Source organism: Oceanispirochaeta sp. M1, from assembly GCF_003346715.1.
Classification (GTDB): Bacteria; Spirochaetota; Spirochaetia; order DSM-2461; family DSM-2461; genus Oceanispirochaeta.
Window position 1 is genome coordinate 57,107 of record NZ_QQPQ01000028.1, and the last position, 15,430, is coordinate 72,536.

General features: G+C 41.3%; 17 protein-coding genes. 5 read left to right on the forward strand and 12 right to left on the reverse strand.

The window, feature by feature from the left end:
- Positions 1 to 2: 2 nt before the first annotated feature.
- Together DV872_RS18165 and rnhA are read right to left on the reverse strand one after the other, a co-directional pair.
- Complete coding sequence (locus DV872_RS18165) at positions 3 to 1,559, reverse strand: YifB family Mg chelatase-like AAA ATPase (RefSeq protein ID WP_114631370.1); 1,557 nt, start codon at positions 1,557 to 1,559, stop codon at positions 3 to 5.
- A gap of 122 nt (positions 1,560 to 1,681) precedes the next feature.
- Positions 1,682 to 2,134, reverse strand: a complete 453-nt coding sequence (gene rnhA / locus DV872_RS18170; protein ID WP_114631394.1) for a ribonuclease HI — start codon at positions 2,132 to 2,134, stop codon at positions 1,682 to 1,684.
- Positions 2,135 to 2,220: 86 nt separating this feature from the next.
- On the opposite strand from rnhA, the gene DV872_RS18175 reads away from it, so the two are divergent.
- Entirely contained in the window at positions 2,221 to 2,505 is a 285-nt protein-coding gene (locus DV872_RS18175; protein WP_114631371.1) for a hypothetical protein, read from the forward strand.
- A 3-nt stretch (positions 2,506 to 2,508) separates the two neighbouring features.
- Here DV872_RS18175 and DV872_RS18180 read toward each other — a convergent pair whose 3' ends face one another.
- Entirely contained in the window at positions 2,509 to 4,263 is a 1,755-nt protein-coding gene (locus DV872_RS18180) for a phospho-sugar mutase (protein ID WP_114631372.1), read from the reverse strand.
- Between the two features lie 84 nt (positions 4,264 to 4,347).
- Entirely contained in the window at positions 4,348 to 5,004 is a 657-nt protein-coding gene (locus DV872_RS18185) for an HAD family hydrolase (RefSeq protein WP_114631373.1), read from the reverse strand.
- Positions 5,005 to 5,090: 86 nt separating this feature from the next.
- Between DV872_RS18185 and DV872_RS18190 the strand changes: the two genes are divergently transcribed.
- Positions 5,091 to 6,194, forward strand: coding sequence for a DUF3524 domain-containing protein (locus DV872_RS18190; protein WP_114631374.1), 1,104 nt, complete (start codon positions 5,091 to 5,093; stop codon positions 6,192 to 6,194).
- Positions 6,195 to 6,447: 253 nt separating this feature from the next.
- Here DV872_RS18190 and DV872_RS18195 read toward each other — a convergent pair whose 3' ends face one another.
- The 5 genes from DV872_RS18195 to DV872_RS18215 all read right to left on the reverse strand — a co-directional run bounded on the left by DV872_RS18195 (position 6,448) and on the right by DV872_RS18215 (position 10,313).
- On the reverse strand, positions 6,448 to 6,705 hold the full coding sequence (locus DV872_RS18195) for a hypothetical protein (RefSeq protein ID WP_114631375.1): 258 nt from the start codon (positions 6,703 to 6,705) through the stop codon (positions 6,448 to 6,450).
- Between the two features lie 43 nt (positions 6,706 to 6,748).
- The gene (locus DV872_RS18200; protein WP_114631376.1) at positions 6,749 to 7,705 is read right to left on the reverse strand and encodes an RNA polymerase sigma factor RpoD/SigA; all 957 of its coding nucleotides are present in this window, start codon (positions 7,703 to 7,705) and stop codon (positions 6,749 to 6,751) included.
- 20 nt (positions 7,706 to 7,725) lie between these two features.
- Positions 7,726 to 8,592, reverse strand: coding sequence for a M23 family metallopeptidase (locus tag DV872_RS18205; RefSeq protein ID WP_114631377.1), 867 nt, complete (start codon positions 8,590 to 8,592; stop codon positions 7,726 to 7,728).
- Positions 8,593 to 8,673: 81 nt separating this feature from the next.
- Positions 8,674 to 9,978, reverse strand: coding sequence for a type II toxin-antitoxin system HipA family toxin (locus DV872_RS18210; RefSeq protein ID WP_199563513.1), 1,305 nt, complete (start codon positions 9,976 to 9,978; stop codon positions 8,674 to 8,676).
- Positions 9,975 to 10,313: a helix-turn-helix transcriptional regulator gene (locus tag DV872_RS18215; RefSeq protein WP_147283207.1), complete on the reverse strand. Its 339-nt coding sequence runs from the start codon at positions 10,311 to 10,313 to the stop codon at positions 9,975 to 9,977. Before DV872_RS18215 ends, DV872_RS18210 begins: the two co-directional genes overlap by 4 nt.
- Before the next feature lie 283 nt (positions 10,314 to 10,596).
- Here DV872_RS18215 and DV872_RS18220 point away from each other — a divergent pair, with 283 nt between their 5' ends.
- A complete protein-coding gene (locus DV872_RS18220; protein WP_114631380.1) occupies positions 10,597 to 10,986 on the forward strand; it encodes a bacteriohemerythrin in 390 nt (129 codons plus the stop codon).
- A gap of 17 nt (positions 10,987 to 11,003) precedes the next feature.
- Here DV872_RS18220 and DV872_RS18225 read toward each other — a convergent pair whose 3' ends face one another.
- Positions 11,004 to 11,780 carry an AraC family transcriptional regulator gene (locus tag DV872_RS18225; protein WP_114631381.1) on the reverse strand — a complete coding sequence of 259 codons (777 nt, stop codon included), beginning with the start codon at positions 11,778 to 11,780 and terminating at the stop codon, positions 11,004 to 11,006.
- Between the two features lie 175 nt (positions 11,781 to 11,955).
- On the opposite strand from DV872_RS18225, the gene DV872_RS18230 reads away from it, so the two are divergent.
- On the forward strand, positions 11,956 to 12,444 hold the full coding sequence (locus tag DV872_RS18230; protein ID WP_114631382.1) for a peptide deformylase: 489 nt from the start codon (positions 11,956 to 11,958) through the stop codon (positions 12,442 to 12,444).
- A 148-nt stretch (positions 12,445 to 12,592) separates the two neighbouring features.
- Here the strand turns inward: DV872_RS18230 and DV872_RS18235 are convergent, their stop codons facing one another.
- Entirely contained in the window at positions 12,593 to 13,459 is an 867-nt protein-coding gene (locus tag DV872_RS18235) for an N-acetyltransferase (protein WP_114631383.1), read from the reverse strand.
- A 396-nt stretch (positions 13,460 to 13,855) separates the two neighbouring features.
- On the reverse strand, positions 13,856 to 14,038 hold the full coding sequence (locus tag DV872_RS18245; protein WP_114631385.1) for a hypothetical protein: 183 nt from the start codon (positions 14,036 to 14,038) through the stop codon (positions 13,856 to 13,858).
- A 128-nt stretch (positions 14,039 to 14,166) separates the two neighbouring features.
- On the opposite strand from DV872_RS18245, the gene DV872_RS18250 reads away from it, so the two are divergent.
- Positions 14,167 to 14,838, forward strand: coding sequence for a Crp/Fnr family transcriptional regulator (locus DV872_RS18250; protein ID WP_114631386.1), 672 nt, complete (start codon positions 14,167 to 14,169; stop codon positions 14,836 to 14,838).
- The last annotated feature ends 592 nt before the right edge of the window (positions 14,839 to 15,430 follow it).

Sequence of the window (15,430 nt, forward strand, 5' to 3'; positions counted from 1 at the left end):
TTCTACCCCTCATTCCAGAATAAACTGCTGTCCCCATACCGCCTGTACTGCCCGGCTTCCTCCAGATCCTCCTTTTGGATATTTTCATGACCTGCCAGATCAGCAATGGTACGGGCTACTTTTAGAACAGAGTGACAGGCCCGGGAGGAAAAACTGATTTTCCTGGCCATCAAGGTAAAATATTCCTCTAAATCTTTACTTAGAGGACAGAACTCCTGAGTCATTGCCCCGGAAAGGGACCTGTTCCTGTAAATTCCTATCTCTTTATACCGATGTTTCTGCCTCTCCACGGCATCATCAATCTTCAAGCGGAGATCTTCAGAACTCTCCTCACTTTCTGTAAGGAGAACTTCAGGTGCTACCGCTTCCACGGGCATCCTGATATCAATCCGGTCCATCAACGCCCCACCTATTTTTTTCCAGTAGCGGCTTATCTCCAGTTCCGTGCAGATACAGACAGAATTACCTCTACCCATATTGCCGCAGGGACAGGGATTGGCCGCCATGATCAACTGAAAATCTGAAGGGAACCAGTAGGACTTCCCTGCCCGGACCAGGGTCACCCGTCCATTTTCCAGGGGCTCTCTCAGACTCTGTAGAATACGCCCCTGAAACTCAGGAGTTTCATCCAAAAAGAGGACTCCCCCATGGGCAAGAGATATCTCTCCTGGGGTCAGATGCACTCCACCTCCTATCAAGCCTTCCAGGGTGGCCGAGTGATGAGGAGATCGGAAAGGTGGACGACGTAAGATTCCTCCCCCCTGCCCCAGCCGTCCTGCCTGGCTCCATATCCGGGAAACTTCAAAGGATCTCTCGTCCTCCATCTCCGGGAGCAAACCTTCCAGCATTGTGCAGGCAAGAGTTTTCCCTGATCCGGGAGGTCCGAACATCAGCATATGATGACCACCGGCAGCAGCAACTTCAAGAGCCCGTTTCAGACCGAGCTGCCCCTTCAGATCTCTGATATCGGGAGGAGTTCTTTGGTATTCTTTGAAAGTGGTTGTATTTATGATTGCCGGGTCAGGAGCAGATGTTACAAAGCTGGACTTCTCTTTCAGTTCACTCAAATGATTAAGGCCTCTGACTTCTCTGGCTCCAGCGGAGAAAGCCTCTCCCATGTTTGCTGCGGGGAGCATGATATTAATGATTCCCTTCTTAAGAGCAGCGGATACGGCGGAAAGGGTCCCTTTAACAGGGCGGAGACGGCCTGATAGCTCAAGCTCACCCAGAACAAGCCAATGCTCGTTAGTTTGTCCTGTAGAACTACAGGCAGTTGTGGAGATCTGTCCTGATGCGAGGAGAACAGCAAGTGCTAATGAAAGATCAAAGGAGGAGCCCTCTTTACGGATATCCGCCGGGGCCATATTGATTAGAATCCGTCCCGAAGGGAACTGAAAACCTGATTGAAGTATGGCTACCCGGATTCTGTCACGGGCTTCACGTACAGCTCCATCAGGGAGGCCGACAATATCCACTGCGGGAATTCCCCGGCGGATGAATACCTCCACATGTATCAGATGCCCCTCGAATCCGGCTGCCACAAAACTGTATACCTGCATATGATGCTCCTTATGCAGAAGATACGGTCAGGATCAGCCTATTGCTTCAAGAAGTGATTCAAAAAGATGAGTCAAAAAAAGAGCTCCCTGCAGGAAGCTCTTTTTCTACGAAACTATAACTCTTATTGAAACTTCATACGCTCTGTTTCAACAAGGGTATCACAGAGTTCGTTGTACTTGTCTCCGGAGTGGCCCTTTACCCAGTGCCAGGTGAGTTCAAACTGATCGCAGAGTTCTTTCATCTCTATCCAGAGTTCTTTATTCTTTACAGGTTTCTTGGCTGCAGTTTTCCAGCCATTTCTGATCCAGCCATGAATCCACTGGGTCAGTCCGTTTTTAACATACTGAGAGTCTGTATAAATCTGGGCCTTCAGGGGCAATCCCATCTCCATTACTTGCTTCAAAGATGTAATCACGGCAGTCATTTCCATTCTATTATTGGTTGTTGATTCATCACCGCCTGAAAAATGATGCTCTTCTCCCCCTGTAAGGAGGACACAGGCCCAACCACCGGGTCCGGGATTCCCCGTACAGCCGCCGTCGGTATAAATTGTTACTGAATTATCGTTGCTCATGGCAAAATAATACATTTTTTTCAGCTCCCGGGATAGGGAAGACAAAATATTTCTGCTAGCATAGGCACAGAATTAGGGGAGGCCTTATGAACATAAAAAAACTGCTGGAAGAATACAGCCTTGAAATAGATGATGTGAGATGGCATCTAAGCCTTGTACTCACTGAGAGACTCTCGGCCCTGCACCATCAACCTGATGAGATAACCAAATTAGTCTGGTCGGGAGAGTTGGGTGATGAGCTCTATAATATGGAAGAAAAATACATAAAGACCCTTCAGGATCAGATTGACGAGAAAACCCTGGATGAGAGCCATCTCAGGGATATTCTGTCACAAATGGATACAGCCCGGCGCAAACGATTCGGCTATTGAAAATCAGCCCTGAGGCATCATGGCCATAATATCGGCTTCGATGGCTTTCATCTTGGCGGCAACCTGTTCCTTGGCAGCGGCCAGCTCCTGTCCCTTCTCTCCACAGATGGAAGCATAGAACTTAATCTTGGGCTCAGTACCGGAGGGACGTGCTGTGATCAGACTACCGTCTTCCAGAACAAACTGCAGTACATTTGAGGAAGGCAGATCAATATCCGTATCCATCTCTTCTGTGAGCAGATTACGGGTCGTACCGTCCTTGTAATCCTTTAAGGCATTGATAGTTACTCCACCAAGTGAAGCGGGAGGTGTCTCTCTGAGTTTGGTCATAAGACCGGCCATAACGTCCTGTCCCGACTCTCCCTTGAAGTACTGGGAAATCAGACTCTCTTCGTAGTAACCGAATCGGGCATAAATATCATTGAGGTGGTCAAGAACTGAACGTCCCTGAGCCACATTCCACAGAGCCATCTCTGCAGTCATTGTAGCGGCTGAAACAGCATCTTTATCACGAACTTCATTCTCAACCAGAAAGCCGTAACTCTCTTCTCCACCAAAGATGTAGGTATGAGAGCCGGACTCTTCGAACTCTCTCATCTTCTCACCGATAAATTTGAAACCCGTCAGAACTTTGAAGGTTTCGGCACCGTAGGACTCGGCAATTTTCAACTGAAGGTCGGTGGTAACAATGGTGTTTACAAATGCGGCATTCTCAGGCAGAGTTCCCAGCTCTTTTCTGGAAAGGAAAATATAGTCAGTCAGGAGACATCCCAGCTGGTTACCGGTAATCAGGGTATAGCCGTCACCCTGGGGTACGGCAATTCCAAGACGGTCGGCATCGGGATCGGTTCCCATGACAAGATCCGCTTTTTCACGCACCGCATAGTCCAGAGCCATCTGCATGGCAGGTGTGATTTCCGGGTTGGGGAAAGCAACTGTTGGAAATGCTCCGTCAGGTTCTCTCTGCTCTTTTACGGTCACAACGGTAATACCCATACGGCTCAGGGCGTTCTCAACAGGAATTGTTCCACATCCATGAAGAGGAGTATAAACAACCTTAAGATCCTTACCTTTCTCTTTTACCAGTTCAGGCCGGAGGGACTGGGCAATAACCATATCCAGGTAGGGTTTATCAATATCTGCATCAATCATATGAAGAAGGCCGTCGGCCTTTGCCTTCTCTTCTGTAATAACATTGATCGTATCGGTAACAGCACGTACTTCGGCAATAATTCCTGAGTCATGGGGAGCAGTGATCTGTCCTCCATCATTCCAGTACACCTTGTATCCGTTGTATTCAGCTGGGTTGTGACTGGCTGTGACCATTACACCGGAGCAGCAGTTAAGTTCCCGTACTGTGTAGGAGAGCTGGGGAGTAGGCCTCAATGAGGTATAGAGAAAACATTCAATTCCGTTTCCTGCAAATACCAGTGCGGCCTGCAGGGCAAAAAGATCTGAATAGTGACGGGAGTCATAGGCCAGAGCAACTCTGCGTTTTCCCTGTTCTACATTCTTTACGATGTAGGAAGCCAGACCCTGTGTGGCTTTTCTGACGGTATAAGGGTTCATTCTGTTTAACCCTCCACCGATTACACCTCTGAGTCCTCCGGTACCGAAAGCCAGATCCGTATAAAAGCGGTCATTCAGCTCTTCCCAGTCTTCCTCTTTTAACAGAGCAGCGACCTGGTCGCTGAAACGACTGTCATCTTCCTTTTCAAGATAGTCTTTTGCTTTGGCAATCAGTTCTTCCCTTTCCATTCATATCCCCTAAAAATTATTCTAATGCTGTTTTATCAAAGTTTATGTGATCAAGTTTATGCGTTTAAGTTTATGCGATTAAGTTTATACAATCCAGCGCCTTATTTCATCAGGACTTTCCATATATGCCAATTTTTCATACTTTTCCAACTGGTCCCGCTGTCTATAGCCCCATAGAACAGCCAGAGTATCCAGGTTTCCAGCTGCAGCTGTCTCCATATCCACTTCGGAATCTCCGATATAAAGAATTTCCCTGTCTGCATATCCTGTCTGGGCTATAACAGCTTTAACTGCCTGAGCATCGGGTTTGAGAGCCTTTCCCGGAACCGCGCCGAACACTGAATCAAATGTTGCAGCAGGGAAAATATCCCCAATGATCTTCTCCGCAGTCAGCTGGTCCTTGTTGGTATAGACAAACAGAGCGATTTCACGCTCTTTCAGATCTTCTATAAGCTCGAAATTACCTTCATAGACTTCAGTCTCGGCAGAGGGATTTTCACGATAGTACTTCAACAGAAGCTCCATCCCGGTATCCATATCTCCCATGCGCTCAGGGGGAAGTGTCATCTCAAGAGATCGTTTCAGTCCCCAGCCCACACGACTGCGGAAAGATTCAGTATCCTGAGCAGGCAGACCGAAGTCTTTCAGAACCCTGTTCACAGCGGAGGCAATATCTTTCATTGAGTCTACAAGAGTACCATCCAGGTCGAAAATCACAGCTTTATATCGATCTTTTATCATAGAGGAATAATAGACCGGAGCTCAGCTGATTTGCAACACGTGTACATACTCTTTTTCATCGATGGAATTCCCTTTATAGTAGAGCCATGGCTGATATACTTTTCCTTGAACCATTCTATGGGGGCTCTCACAAATACTTTGCCGATGGACTTATCCGGCACTCAAAGCACAGTATCCGCCTCCTCACCCTTCCCGGACGTTTCTGGAAATGGAGAATGGAATCAGCCGGGCTGGCTTTTGCACAGCTGATAAGCTCCCAGGAGATAAAAAAGCCTGATCTTATTCTGACCACAAACCTCATGGATCTTACTCAATTTAAAGGACTCACCGGCTGGCACGATCTTCCTCACATCCTCTATGTCCATGAGAATCAGCTGGATTATCCTCTGAGTCCGGGAGAAAAAAGAGACTTTCATTATGTCTGGAAGGATTATCTGAACTTTCTGACAGCCGACAGACTTATATTTAACTCAAATTACAATCTGGAAAGTTTTCTTAGTAAATTCAAGGATTTCACATCCAGGCTTCCTGACAGCAAACCCGCAGATCCATCGGAGCTTTTCAGAACCAAGACTCAGATAATTCCTCCGGGTTGTCATCTCGTTGAATCTTCTCCTCAATCGGCTCCTGATAGAACATCCTCCCCGGCTCCCGTTATCCTCTGGAACCAGAGATGGGAACATGACAAAAACCCTGAAGCATTCTTTGTATTCCTTACTGATCTGCAGAATCGCAAGATTCCATTCAAACTGATCCTCCTTGGAGAATCCTATAAGGACAGCCCTAAATGTTTTGCTGATGCACGGGAAACCTTCAAGGAAGAACTCCTGCATTATGGTTACGCAGAGAGCAGAGTAGAATATGAGACCTGGCTGCAGAAGTCTGATTTTGTTATCAGCACAGCTATGCAGGAAAATTTCGGAATATCCGTTGTAGAAGCTATGAGCAGTGGCGCTATTCCTCTGCTTCCAAACAGACTGGCCTATCCGGAAGTGCTCCCATCAGAGTTTCATTCACGATGCCTTTACAGTGAGAACGATGATATAACTGAAAAATTCCGACGGCTACTCGAATTGAACTCAAGCGCAAGGCAGAGACTAAGCAGAGATATAAGAACTGCCATAGCAGTATATGCCTGGCCGGTTATTGCGGAGGCCTTTGATTCGCTGATAATCAGTGAATCAGTATAGAATTAAATCTGGCAAATCGAAGATGTCCATAAAAGTGATATCGTATGTGATATCATAATTCAGTGCATCAACATGACACCAAAAGTGATATCGTATGTGATATCATAATTCAGAGCATCAACATGACACCAAAAGTGATATCGTATGTGATATCATAATTCAGAGCATCAACATGACACCAAAAGTGATATCGTATGTGATATCACTTCTCGGCTTATTTACTTTTCATGGGTAATTTGTGGGAAATAAAAAATCAAATTATGATTTTATCGGCATATTTGAAAAACTGCCGTGGGGTCTCATAGAGAAAGCCTTTATCATCAAGAATCAAAAGTTCATGATCCCCTTTTATCTGCAGAACAGGATAAACCCGCCCAGTGGATACATGATTGTTAGCCTCAAGAAAGGGATCAACCATCCCGGGAAATGAAGGTGATTTTGCTCTTACCTCACAACTGTCATCAAAATCATCACGAAGCTGAACATAAAATAAAGGTTGAATACTTTCCATATTAAAATTATCGGATATTCCTTCCTGTTTTCACAGCGGAAACTCAGACATAATCCTCCAAATCTTTGATAATTTTAAAGTTTCTCATTTTGGAGATCGCCATCTCCTGAATCTGACGGACACGCTCTCTGGTAATACCCAGAACCTTACCGGTCTCTTCCAGAGTCAAAGGATTTTTATTATTCAATCCAAAGCGGAGTTGAATAATTTTCATCTCTCTTTCACTGAGCTGCTTTAAAACATCATTGATCGTATCCTGAAGAGAAAGGTTGAATACTCTCTCTATAGGTTCCTGATTATGTTCATCCTTGATCAAATCACTCAAACGGGTCATATGATCCTGATCCACGGTTGTATCCAGAGAGGCAGTCTCCTGTGACAGGGACATAATCTCCTTAACTTTTTCTACAGGCAGGTTCATATATTCAGCCATTTCCTCGGGCAGAGGATCACGCCCCAGGTCCTGGGTAAGCTGTTTTGACACAAGGTAACTCTTCTTGATTGTATTAAGCATATGAATGGGGATTCTAATGATTCTGGATTTATCAGCCAAACTCTTGATAATCGCCTGTCTGATCCACCAGGTACCATAAGTTGAAAAACGACAGCCCTTTGTATAGTCGAAACGGTCTACAGCTTCAATAAGACCGATATTTCCTTCATCAATCAGGTCAAGGAGAGACATACCACGATGCTGATATTTCTTGGCAATGGAGACTACCAGACGCAGATTAGACTGGATCATCTTGTTTTTAAGAGTTTTAACCTGCTCATCAAACAGGGCTTTCTGAATACCGTAATCTTCAGTAGAGAGATTCTCTTCCTCAGACTCTTTAGCAAGTTCTTCAAGCTGTATACCCAGCTTCTCAAGACGGATACCAATATCCTGCTCTTCACCGATGTTCAGCAGGTTGTACCTGGAGATCTGTTTCAGGTACAGGGCTAGAGGATCTGTTTCATTATTCAAGCTATCTTTCGTCTCATTATCATAACGTCTCATACTACCACCGGGATTTTGGATTATCCCCGGGGTGCTGATACCACGCTTACAGGGATTCCGTCTTTGAATACTGAAAAATACATGTTTACAGTTCTAGTTGCAAGACCTGAATTACCTAATCTTCCAATGCGGGAACCGGCACGTACATATTCGCCAACATTGACAAATACGTCTTCATTACCACCGTAAAGGTAAATAAAACCATTCACATCAATCAGTACGACCTGACCAAATCCCCTATAGGGTCCCGTCCAGACAACACTGCCCGAAGCAATGGAGCGAACCAAGGATGACTCAGGGGCTTCTATTTTCACACCTCTTAGTTTTCCGGTCAATGCTTTTTTCTGACCTTCCACAGGCCAATCAAGGTTTTCTGAGTAATTAGCGCTTAATATTGCCGCAGGCTCGTTTTCAGCCACAGGTGTAACGGTAACATTTGCCGATGAAGTTCCTGCAGCTACAACTATGGATTCTCCGGGCTTCAATATTTTGTTACCGCTGAAATCATTCAGAGCAAGAAGTTCATTAACACTCAGTCCATGATTCTTGGCTATTCTATAAAAGGTATCACCTTTCTGAACGATATACTCGGATTTACTTAAATTATTTACAGTATTCTGACTTGTCAGTCCCGGAATAATCAGGTGACTGCCCACCGAAAGGTTCTCAGGCGAACTGATACTGTTGGCATTCATGATCTCTGAAACAGAGACCCCGTATTTTCTTGAAAGACTGTATAGTGTTTCACCCTGCTGTAGTGTATGACTGGCAGGCTGGGCACTCAATGAAAAAGAGACAGCAGTCAATAAAATTAAAATGATGAATCCGGATCTGTACTTTTGCATATTACAAAGTTCGGCTATATCCGCAGGCAACTGAATAGCCATTATTTATTTTGATATGATTTTATCTTTTTTTCATGTTGAATTCAGGAGAACCCCGGTGGGTCCACCCTTTCCCACACTCCACTACTCTACAATACCCAAGCGTAAATTTGCTTCTATTGTTTTTCTGAATTCTTCAGAGAGACCCATTTTCACAGCCATATTTGAAAATTGTTCAAAAGCATCTCTGATCTGATAAATAATATTCCGACTCTCAGATCCACTTAAATTGCAAAAAGATCCGAATTTTAACAAATCAGATAATTCAAAATCATTATTTTTACCATTTAGCCGACATTGATGATTTTGTGTCCAACGCCCATAGGGATCATAGGAGTAGGTAAGATCAAATGCAGGAGCCAGACTCCACTTACCTGCCCGGTTCATAAGAAATCCTGTATTTTTTGTATGATCATCCTGATTTCTACCAAGAATGTTGAAAACTGCCCGTCTGTAAATCTCTCTACACTCTTCATCCCCGAATTTCATCTTTCGAAGTAACAGAATAAGCTGTTCATAAGAGTTTTCATCGTCTCTATCAGCATGAGCCAAGCCTGACCAGGAGGCGTAGTGAAGTTTATCAATCTTTTCATTACGGATGATTCTGTCAAATCGTTCAATCAGAAAGTGCTTCTCATCCCCACTCTCCAGTAAACGGGTTTTGGGAATATGGATACCCGCATCTTTTGCTATCTGACTATAAATATATTCAACCAGGGGCATCCCCTTTTGATCTTTGGAATCCCGATCACTGTTAGAACTGCTGTCAAATTTCAATATCCAATAGCTGTAGTTCTTTCCATGACTGACTGTTCCATCAAGGAGCTTCTCTTTTGAGGACAATGCGACAAGCGCCTTAGATCTTGCTCCACCGGCACTGGAACCTACTCGTATAACAGATAATGCAGCAGCTCGATCCTCAGCATTATTCAAGCTCTTCTGAAGGCCTTTTTTATTGTTCAAAACCATTTCTGAGAGCTCTGTCAGCTTTTCTATATCCAGAGGGCTCCTTTGTATAGAAAGCGATTCTCCAGGTTGATATTCCAAAGCCCCCATGCCCCTGTCTGCAACATAGAGAAGACGATCAAGAGTACTGACCTGTTCAGGAGGAACTCCTTTCTCAGCCATGTATATATCAATCAACTGATTTCCATAGGAGTCAGGTAAAGAATCAGCTATGACTCCCGGGACCCCTTTAAAAGATTTATTTTTCAAACTGCTGTAGCTGTGGATAGAGGGAGGATAGGTCATATGAACTGGAGATATCTGAATTCCCGACTTCATAAAATCTGGGTCATACTCAAAACTGGCCGCAATATTTTGGCCGGGAGCATATCCAAGATACCCGATTTTCGTCCCCCAGAGCTTGACGGTTACAGCTGGTTTCATGATTCATCTCCCCACTGGAAGGGTTCATCTCTTTTTCCACGGTCTCTGACCCGTTTTGCTGTGTCCGGAGCTGTATTTTTTAAGGGGCTGTACTCATCCTGTTCAGGTAAGAGTTCTTCCAGATGATCCAATGCGTCAACGGCTCTCAACAGGCGGATAAAGCTTTTCATGGTAATAGCCCGTTTGCCTTTTCTGAAGTTGTAGAGAACCTGTCTTGATACCCCGGCTTTGGCTTCTATGTCCTTATCCTTCATCCTCTTTTTAATGCGAATACGGTCATAACGCTCAGCAAGGTCCATCAGAATCTCATCATCATTCAAATTACTATACGCCATTTAAACCTCTAATGTATCATATGTAATACATTATATGTCTATTTACAGTCATATGCAAATTTTGTATTACATTATAATATTATATATTCTTATATTCTAAAAAATCCAAAATAAGAACTAATTATATGAACTTTTATTATGATTGACACTTCGCCTGATGTACTGGTCCCTGAAAATCTAACCAAGATGTAACCGTAACAAAACAAAAACCGGTTTACTAATGCCGATAAGCTATTAGAATGAGTAAATCCTTATATTCACTAAAAAGATTGGAGCCTCTAAAATGAACTTTGACTGGCATGATCAATACAAGACAAATATCCCGGAATTGGATATTCAGCACAAAAAAGTTCTGGATCTGATCAAAAAGCTGCAATGTACGGATGACTACCTGACTGAAAAGGCTTTGTTAAAGGAAATTCTAAACTATTCGGTATTCCATTTTATCAGTGAGACAGAGTTGCTCCAGGCCTACTCCTATCCCCATTTAAACATACAGAAAAAATATCAGCAGGATTTCATTGATCAGCTGTCTGTCAGCATCGGTTTATTTTCCGCCGGGAATTTGTTCAAAGAAAATATACTCTACTCTCTCAGTCGATGGTTTGAAAAACACACAACCTGTGAAAACAAGGGTTTTGACTCCTATATCAGATCTCTCATACCAGTATGAGTTAAACGCTGTAAGATTTAAATTGAGAGACTGTTTCTGTATTCCCGGGGCCTGAGACCTGTATAGAGTTTAAACTGATTGATAAAGTGACTCTGATCGGCAAAGCCGCATTCCAGGGCAATGGTTATGAGATCCATATCAGTATCAAAAAGTAGAATTGCCCTTTGAATTCTCATATTCACAACATCCGCATGGGGAGTCAGCCCGTACCGTTGAGCATATTTACGTATAAAACTGAATTTGCTCAGCCCGGTCTGTTCCGCCATGAATTCAATTGATGTCGAGATTTGCGGCATTTCCTTAATCTGCCGGTGTATGCTGTCAATTTCCAATTCAGATCTTTCCATCCCCTCTTTGTTCAGTTCAAATTTAACTACAAGCCCAGTTATCGATTCTACAATCTTCTTTTCCATAACTTGGATATTCAGGCTTCCCTCAACAATTTCCTTGATCAAAGCTTTTAATTCATCTGATGCAGGGATGGCAAGAGTCTTGAAAGAGCCCGCTGTGATATTAAAATGACTGTTCCACCAGGTAGTATCATAATAGATCATCTGGAATTTGAATTGTTTAACATTATCGGGAATACATAAGTGAACTATCTCAGCCGGTATAAGAACAATATCTCCGGGAATCAATTGATATTTCTGATTATCAACGGTTATTGTAGTTTTCCCCGATTCAATATAACCAAGTGAAACTTCCTTATGAGAATGTGCTCTTTTAGAGTACATTTCCTGTCTGCTGTTGATCTTAAACTTCACAAATGGATATTTCTGAATGATTTTAAACACTTATCTCTGCTCCGAATTTTTCAGCTAACGATTCAATATGCTAAAATATAAAGGCAATTATACCCTCATATTAAGTATATAATGTTACAAGTTGAAAAAACTCGATGCTGTTCTCATGTTAAAATGGTGCTCCAGATCAGAGAATTGCAGAATAGTTAAATAACATAGGTGCTAAATGAAACTTGATCAAATACTACTCTTAGGAAATAAGAAGTTATATAAAATTTCTTCAGATGTTCAATACTCAGAATTAAGTGCATTAAAATCTAATATAAATGATTTACATGATATTGTGATTGAATACCATTCATTACATGGATCAGGGAGAGCTATTGCTGCTCCTCAAATTGGTCTTATGAAAAGAATAATCTGTTTCAATGTGGAAAAACCTGTGACAATGATAAATCCTATACTTCACAATATGAGTGATGAAAAAATTGAAATATGGGATGATTGTATGTCATTCCCCAATTTATTAGTAAAAGTAAGACGACATAAACGCTGTAAAATTACATTTAGAGATCTTGATTGGAATAAAATAACATGGGATCTAGAGGATGATTTATCTGAATTGTTTCAGCATGAATATGATCATTTAGATGGAATTTTGGCTACTGACCGCGCAATAGATCTAAGATCATTTAGAATTAAAAGCCTGTTATAAGTAGTTTATTCTGAGGCCGCCGGCCTTTGGCCGGACAGGCTCTTCGCGGCAATGCCCTATTTGCCTACCCTCTTCGGGCTTGCTCCGCGCCGCCCTGGGTTGGCAGGGCATTTATGCTGCGATCCTTCGGGCATATGAGAATCTAAACTTATTCCCTGAAAAATGTGCTTCGATAGTATTTAAATTCTGCTTCAATCGAGAATCCAACATTTTGATAAAGGCTTAAAGCATTAATATTATCTGCCTGAACTTCCAGAACTATTTCTTTATTTCCAGGTAAACATTTTACGATTTCACTTAGAGTAATTTTTCCTATTCCTCTGCCTTGAAAATCAGGATCTATACAAAATCCGAATATATAATTTCTATTTTCTTCTTCATAAACACCTATCATTCCAATTACATTGAGCTGGAGCTTGATACTGTATAATTTCCTTTTAGTACCTTTAAAGAAATCATCAATAATTCCGGACTCATCCCTCATCTTTGTATTAAAGGCTCTGGAGTTTATATCTATCAATGCTTCTTTATCATTTTCATCAGCTATTGATATTTCTATTTCATCCATCTGGTGTTCTATTAGTTTTGTCTCATCTTCAAATTTTAATAAATATTCTGAGTATTCATATTCTGAATTCATCTTAGAGATTGTTCTGTTACCGTCATTAGAATTTGAATCACATACAAATAAGATTGATTTAATATCTCTTCTTCTAATTTCTTTTACAGCATTCTGAAGTAATTTTTTAAAATAACCGCAATTACGACTATTCGGATCTGTTAGCGCAATTATTTCTGCTTCATTTTTAGTTGGTGCAAAGATATTAATAGATGAAACTAAAGCATCACCGTCATATAATAAGAATGTATTAATATCATCTACTTCTTTGAAATCATCATCCTCATCAAAAACATATTTTGTTTTATCCTGCTTATTGCAAACTTCATATAATTTATTAAGATCATAGATTTGATCTTGGGTAAGTTCACTATTTATTACTATATTAAGCGCCATTAAGACTCCTACTCTTTCAACTGATGTTTATAATGATAATCATATCATTATTTCTTCGAATCATTTCAATCATTGATTTTCCCACAATCATCTATAAACTCAGAATGAACACTCTTCCTAATAAATTGATTGGATCAAAGATCATTATGTATTTTCAGAATCGATTTAATGGAGAGCCTACTGATAAGGTGAAAATCCATATTTCTGAGAGTGATTTAAATCTATATGCTCTCCCCTATGTAAATCCTGAAACTATGTTTTTTGGAACGCATCTCAAATATGAAAAAGATTCTATGAATTATAGAATTAAGTATGTGAAAGCAGGGAATATAATCACTGTGTAATGACTGCCGATATTCGCCTTCAGTCTACTAACAAACTAAATTACTCTAGGATTTAGTATACTCTTGCAGACTCCAATGCGGATTTCATTTTTTCTTCCAAATCAATCAATTGTAGGGCCTGAGCAATACTATTATAATACAGATCTTTTTTATCCGTAACTGGTTTAATTTCAAGAGAATGAACATCATTTTCAATATTCGTATTTCTGTTTCTTTTCAGTTTTTTAAACAACATAATATAAACTCCTTACATTAATCTTTAAATAAGTGTACTCCCATACCGAAATACCAGCGAGGACATATGTCTTAATCATTTTTATGGCATTGGACTATAATATGGATATCAATTAAGGAGATTGTATAATGGATAAGGAATTCCAAATTGAGGATGAACTCGGTTACTATATAAATAAGTTTAAAATGGACCAGTTCCTGAACGAAAAGCTTCTGAACAGCATCCAACTTTTCCATTTTGATTCTTACAAAACAGTAATGACAGAACAGACAGAAACACCTTTCCTCTATTTTCTTGTTGACGGTCAACTTAAATGTGCACATTATAATTCAAACGGGAATCTTGCTGTTGTCGCGATGATGTATCCATTTTCAACTCTTGGAGATCTTGAAGTAATCAATAATGACTTGACTGTAACTTCAGTTGTATCAACCTGCTCTTCAACTGTTCTGGGGATACCCTCATCCATAGTTCGGAAAGAAGGATTAAACGATCCGGTTTTCCTTAAATTCATATGCGAAGAACTTATTAAAAAACTTCATAGTTCCACATCATTGCGACTTGGTCACCTGGTCCCTGTGAAATCAAGACTCGCTCTTTATATTCTTTCAAGGACAGAAGCCAGAGAAGGCCAAATTATCATACTTCCTGAGAAGGAAGCACTGGCCTCAATGCTGGGTACAACATACAGGCATTTGAATAGAGTTTTGAGAGATCTAATAGAAGAGAATACGATTGGGAATGGATATCCTGGAGTAAGAATAAAGAAAATTATAGATCTTCAGAAACTGATAGATTAAGAAGAGCGCTGAAAGAAGAACATGTAATTGAAATTAAAATATCAAACCTGATTTTTCTAATAATGGTTAGTGGAAAATCATTCTTAATGAGGAAACTGCAGGTACGATTGCAATAATAGGAAACTGGAAAAAGTCTGGTGATAATTATCAGCCCACTTAACAATTATCACTAAAACCACTACAGATAACGTGTTTTATGTAGATTTCGCTGCAATTTCATCCTTTTGGTTGATTTGAAGAACTCCTGAAATATTTCATTATTGATTAAAGACTGCTGAAAAAGGCCTTCTGTCTATATGAATTATTTAGAGGAGAATATGTCATGCTAGAACCAATCATTCCCTTTAGTCCAAAAAATGGAAATCCGGGTTGTATGGTCGGAGTGGAATCCTGTCTTGATGAAGAAAGGAATCTTGAAGAATTAAAATTGTTTATAACTGATTTCGGAAAACCAAATGCTCCTTTCTGTTACCCGCCCGCCAGCACTTCCACCACCTGACAAGCTTGGTTTCCACCACTCGACAGTCAGCTCTGCAGAATGTGAACACACTGCATTACCAACTGACGACCAATGGAAAATCATAGAGTCAAT

Coding starts and splice junctions, on each gene's coding strand:
- DV872_RS18195 (WP_114631375.1), bottom strand. CDS start 6,705: ATGGAAAGTATTCAACCTTTATTTTATGTTCAGCTTCGTGATGATTTT.
- DV872_RS18190 (WP_114631374.1), top strand. CDS start 5,091: ATGGCTGATATACTTTTCCTTGAACCATTCTATGGGGGCTCTCACAAA.
- DV872_RS18200 (WP_114631376.1), bottom strand. CDS start 7,705: ATGAGACGTTATGATAATGAGACGAAAGATAGCTTGAATAATGAAACA.
- DV872_RS18250 (WP_114631386.1), top strand. CDS start 14,167: ATGGATAAGGAATTCCAAATTGAGGATGAACTCGGTTACTATATAAAT.
- DV872_RS18235 (WP_114631383.1), bottom strand. CDS start 13,459: ATGGCGCTTAATATAGTAATAAATAGTGAACTTACCCAAGATCAAATC.
- rnhA (WP_114631394.1), bottom strand. CDS start 2,134: ATGAGCAACGATAATTCAGTAACAATTTATACCGACGGCGGCTGTACG.
- DV872_RS18205 (WP_114631377.1), bottom strand. CDS start 8,592: ATGGCTATTCAGTTGCCTGCGGATATAGCCGAACTTTGTAATATGCAA.
- DV872_RS18185 (WP_114631373.1), bottom strand. CDS start 5,004: ATGATAAAAGATCGATATAAAGCTGTGATTTTCGACCTGGATGGTACT.
- DV872_RS18230 (WP_114631382.1), top strand. CDS start 11,956: ATGAAACTTGATCAAATACTACTCTTAGGAAATAAGAAGTTATATAAA.
- DV872_RS18215 (WP_147283207.1), bottom strand. CDS start 10,313: ATGGCGTATAGTAATTTGAATGATGATGAGATTCTGATGGACCTTGCT.
- DV872_RS18210 (WP_199563513.1), bottom strand. CDS start 9,978: ATGAAACCAGCTGTAACCGTCAAGCTCTGGGGGACGAAAATCGGGTAT.
- DV872_RS18165 (WP_114631370.1), bottom strand. CDS start 1,559: ATGCAGGTATACAGTTTTGTGGCAGCCGGATTCGAGGGGCATCTGATA.
- DV872_RS18220 (WP_114631380.1), top strand. CDS start 10,597: ATGAACTTTGACTGGCATGATCAATACAAGACAAATATCCCGGAATTG.
- DV872_RS18245 (WP_114631385.1), bottom strand. CDS start 14,038: ATGTTGTTTAAAAAACTGAAAAGAAACAGAAATACGAATATTGAAAAT.
- DV872_RS18180 (WP_114631372.1), bottom strand. CDS start 4,263: ATGGAAAGGGAAGAACTGATTGCCAAAGCAAAAGACTATCTTGAAAAG.
- DV872_RS18175 (WP_114631371.1), top strand. CDS start 2,221: ATGAACATAAAAAAACTGCTGGAAGAATACAGCCTTGAAATAGATGAT.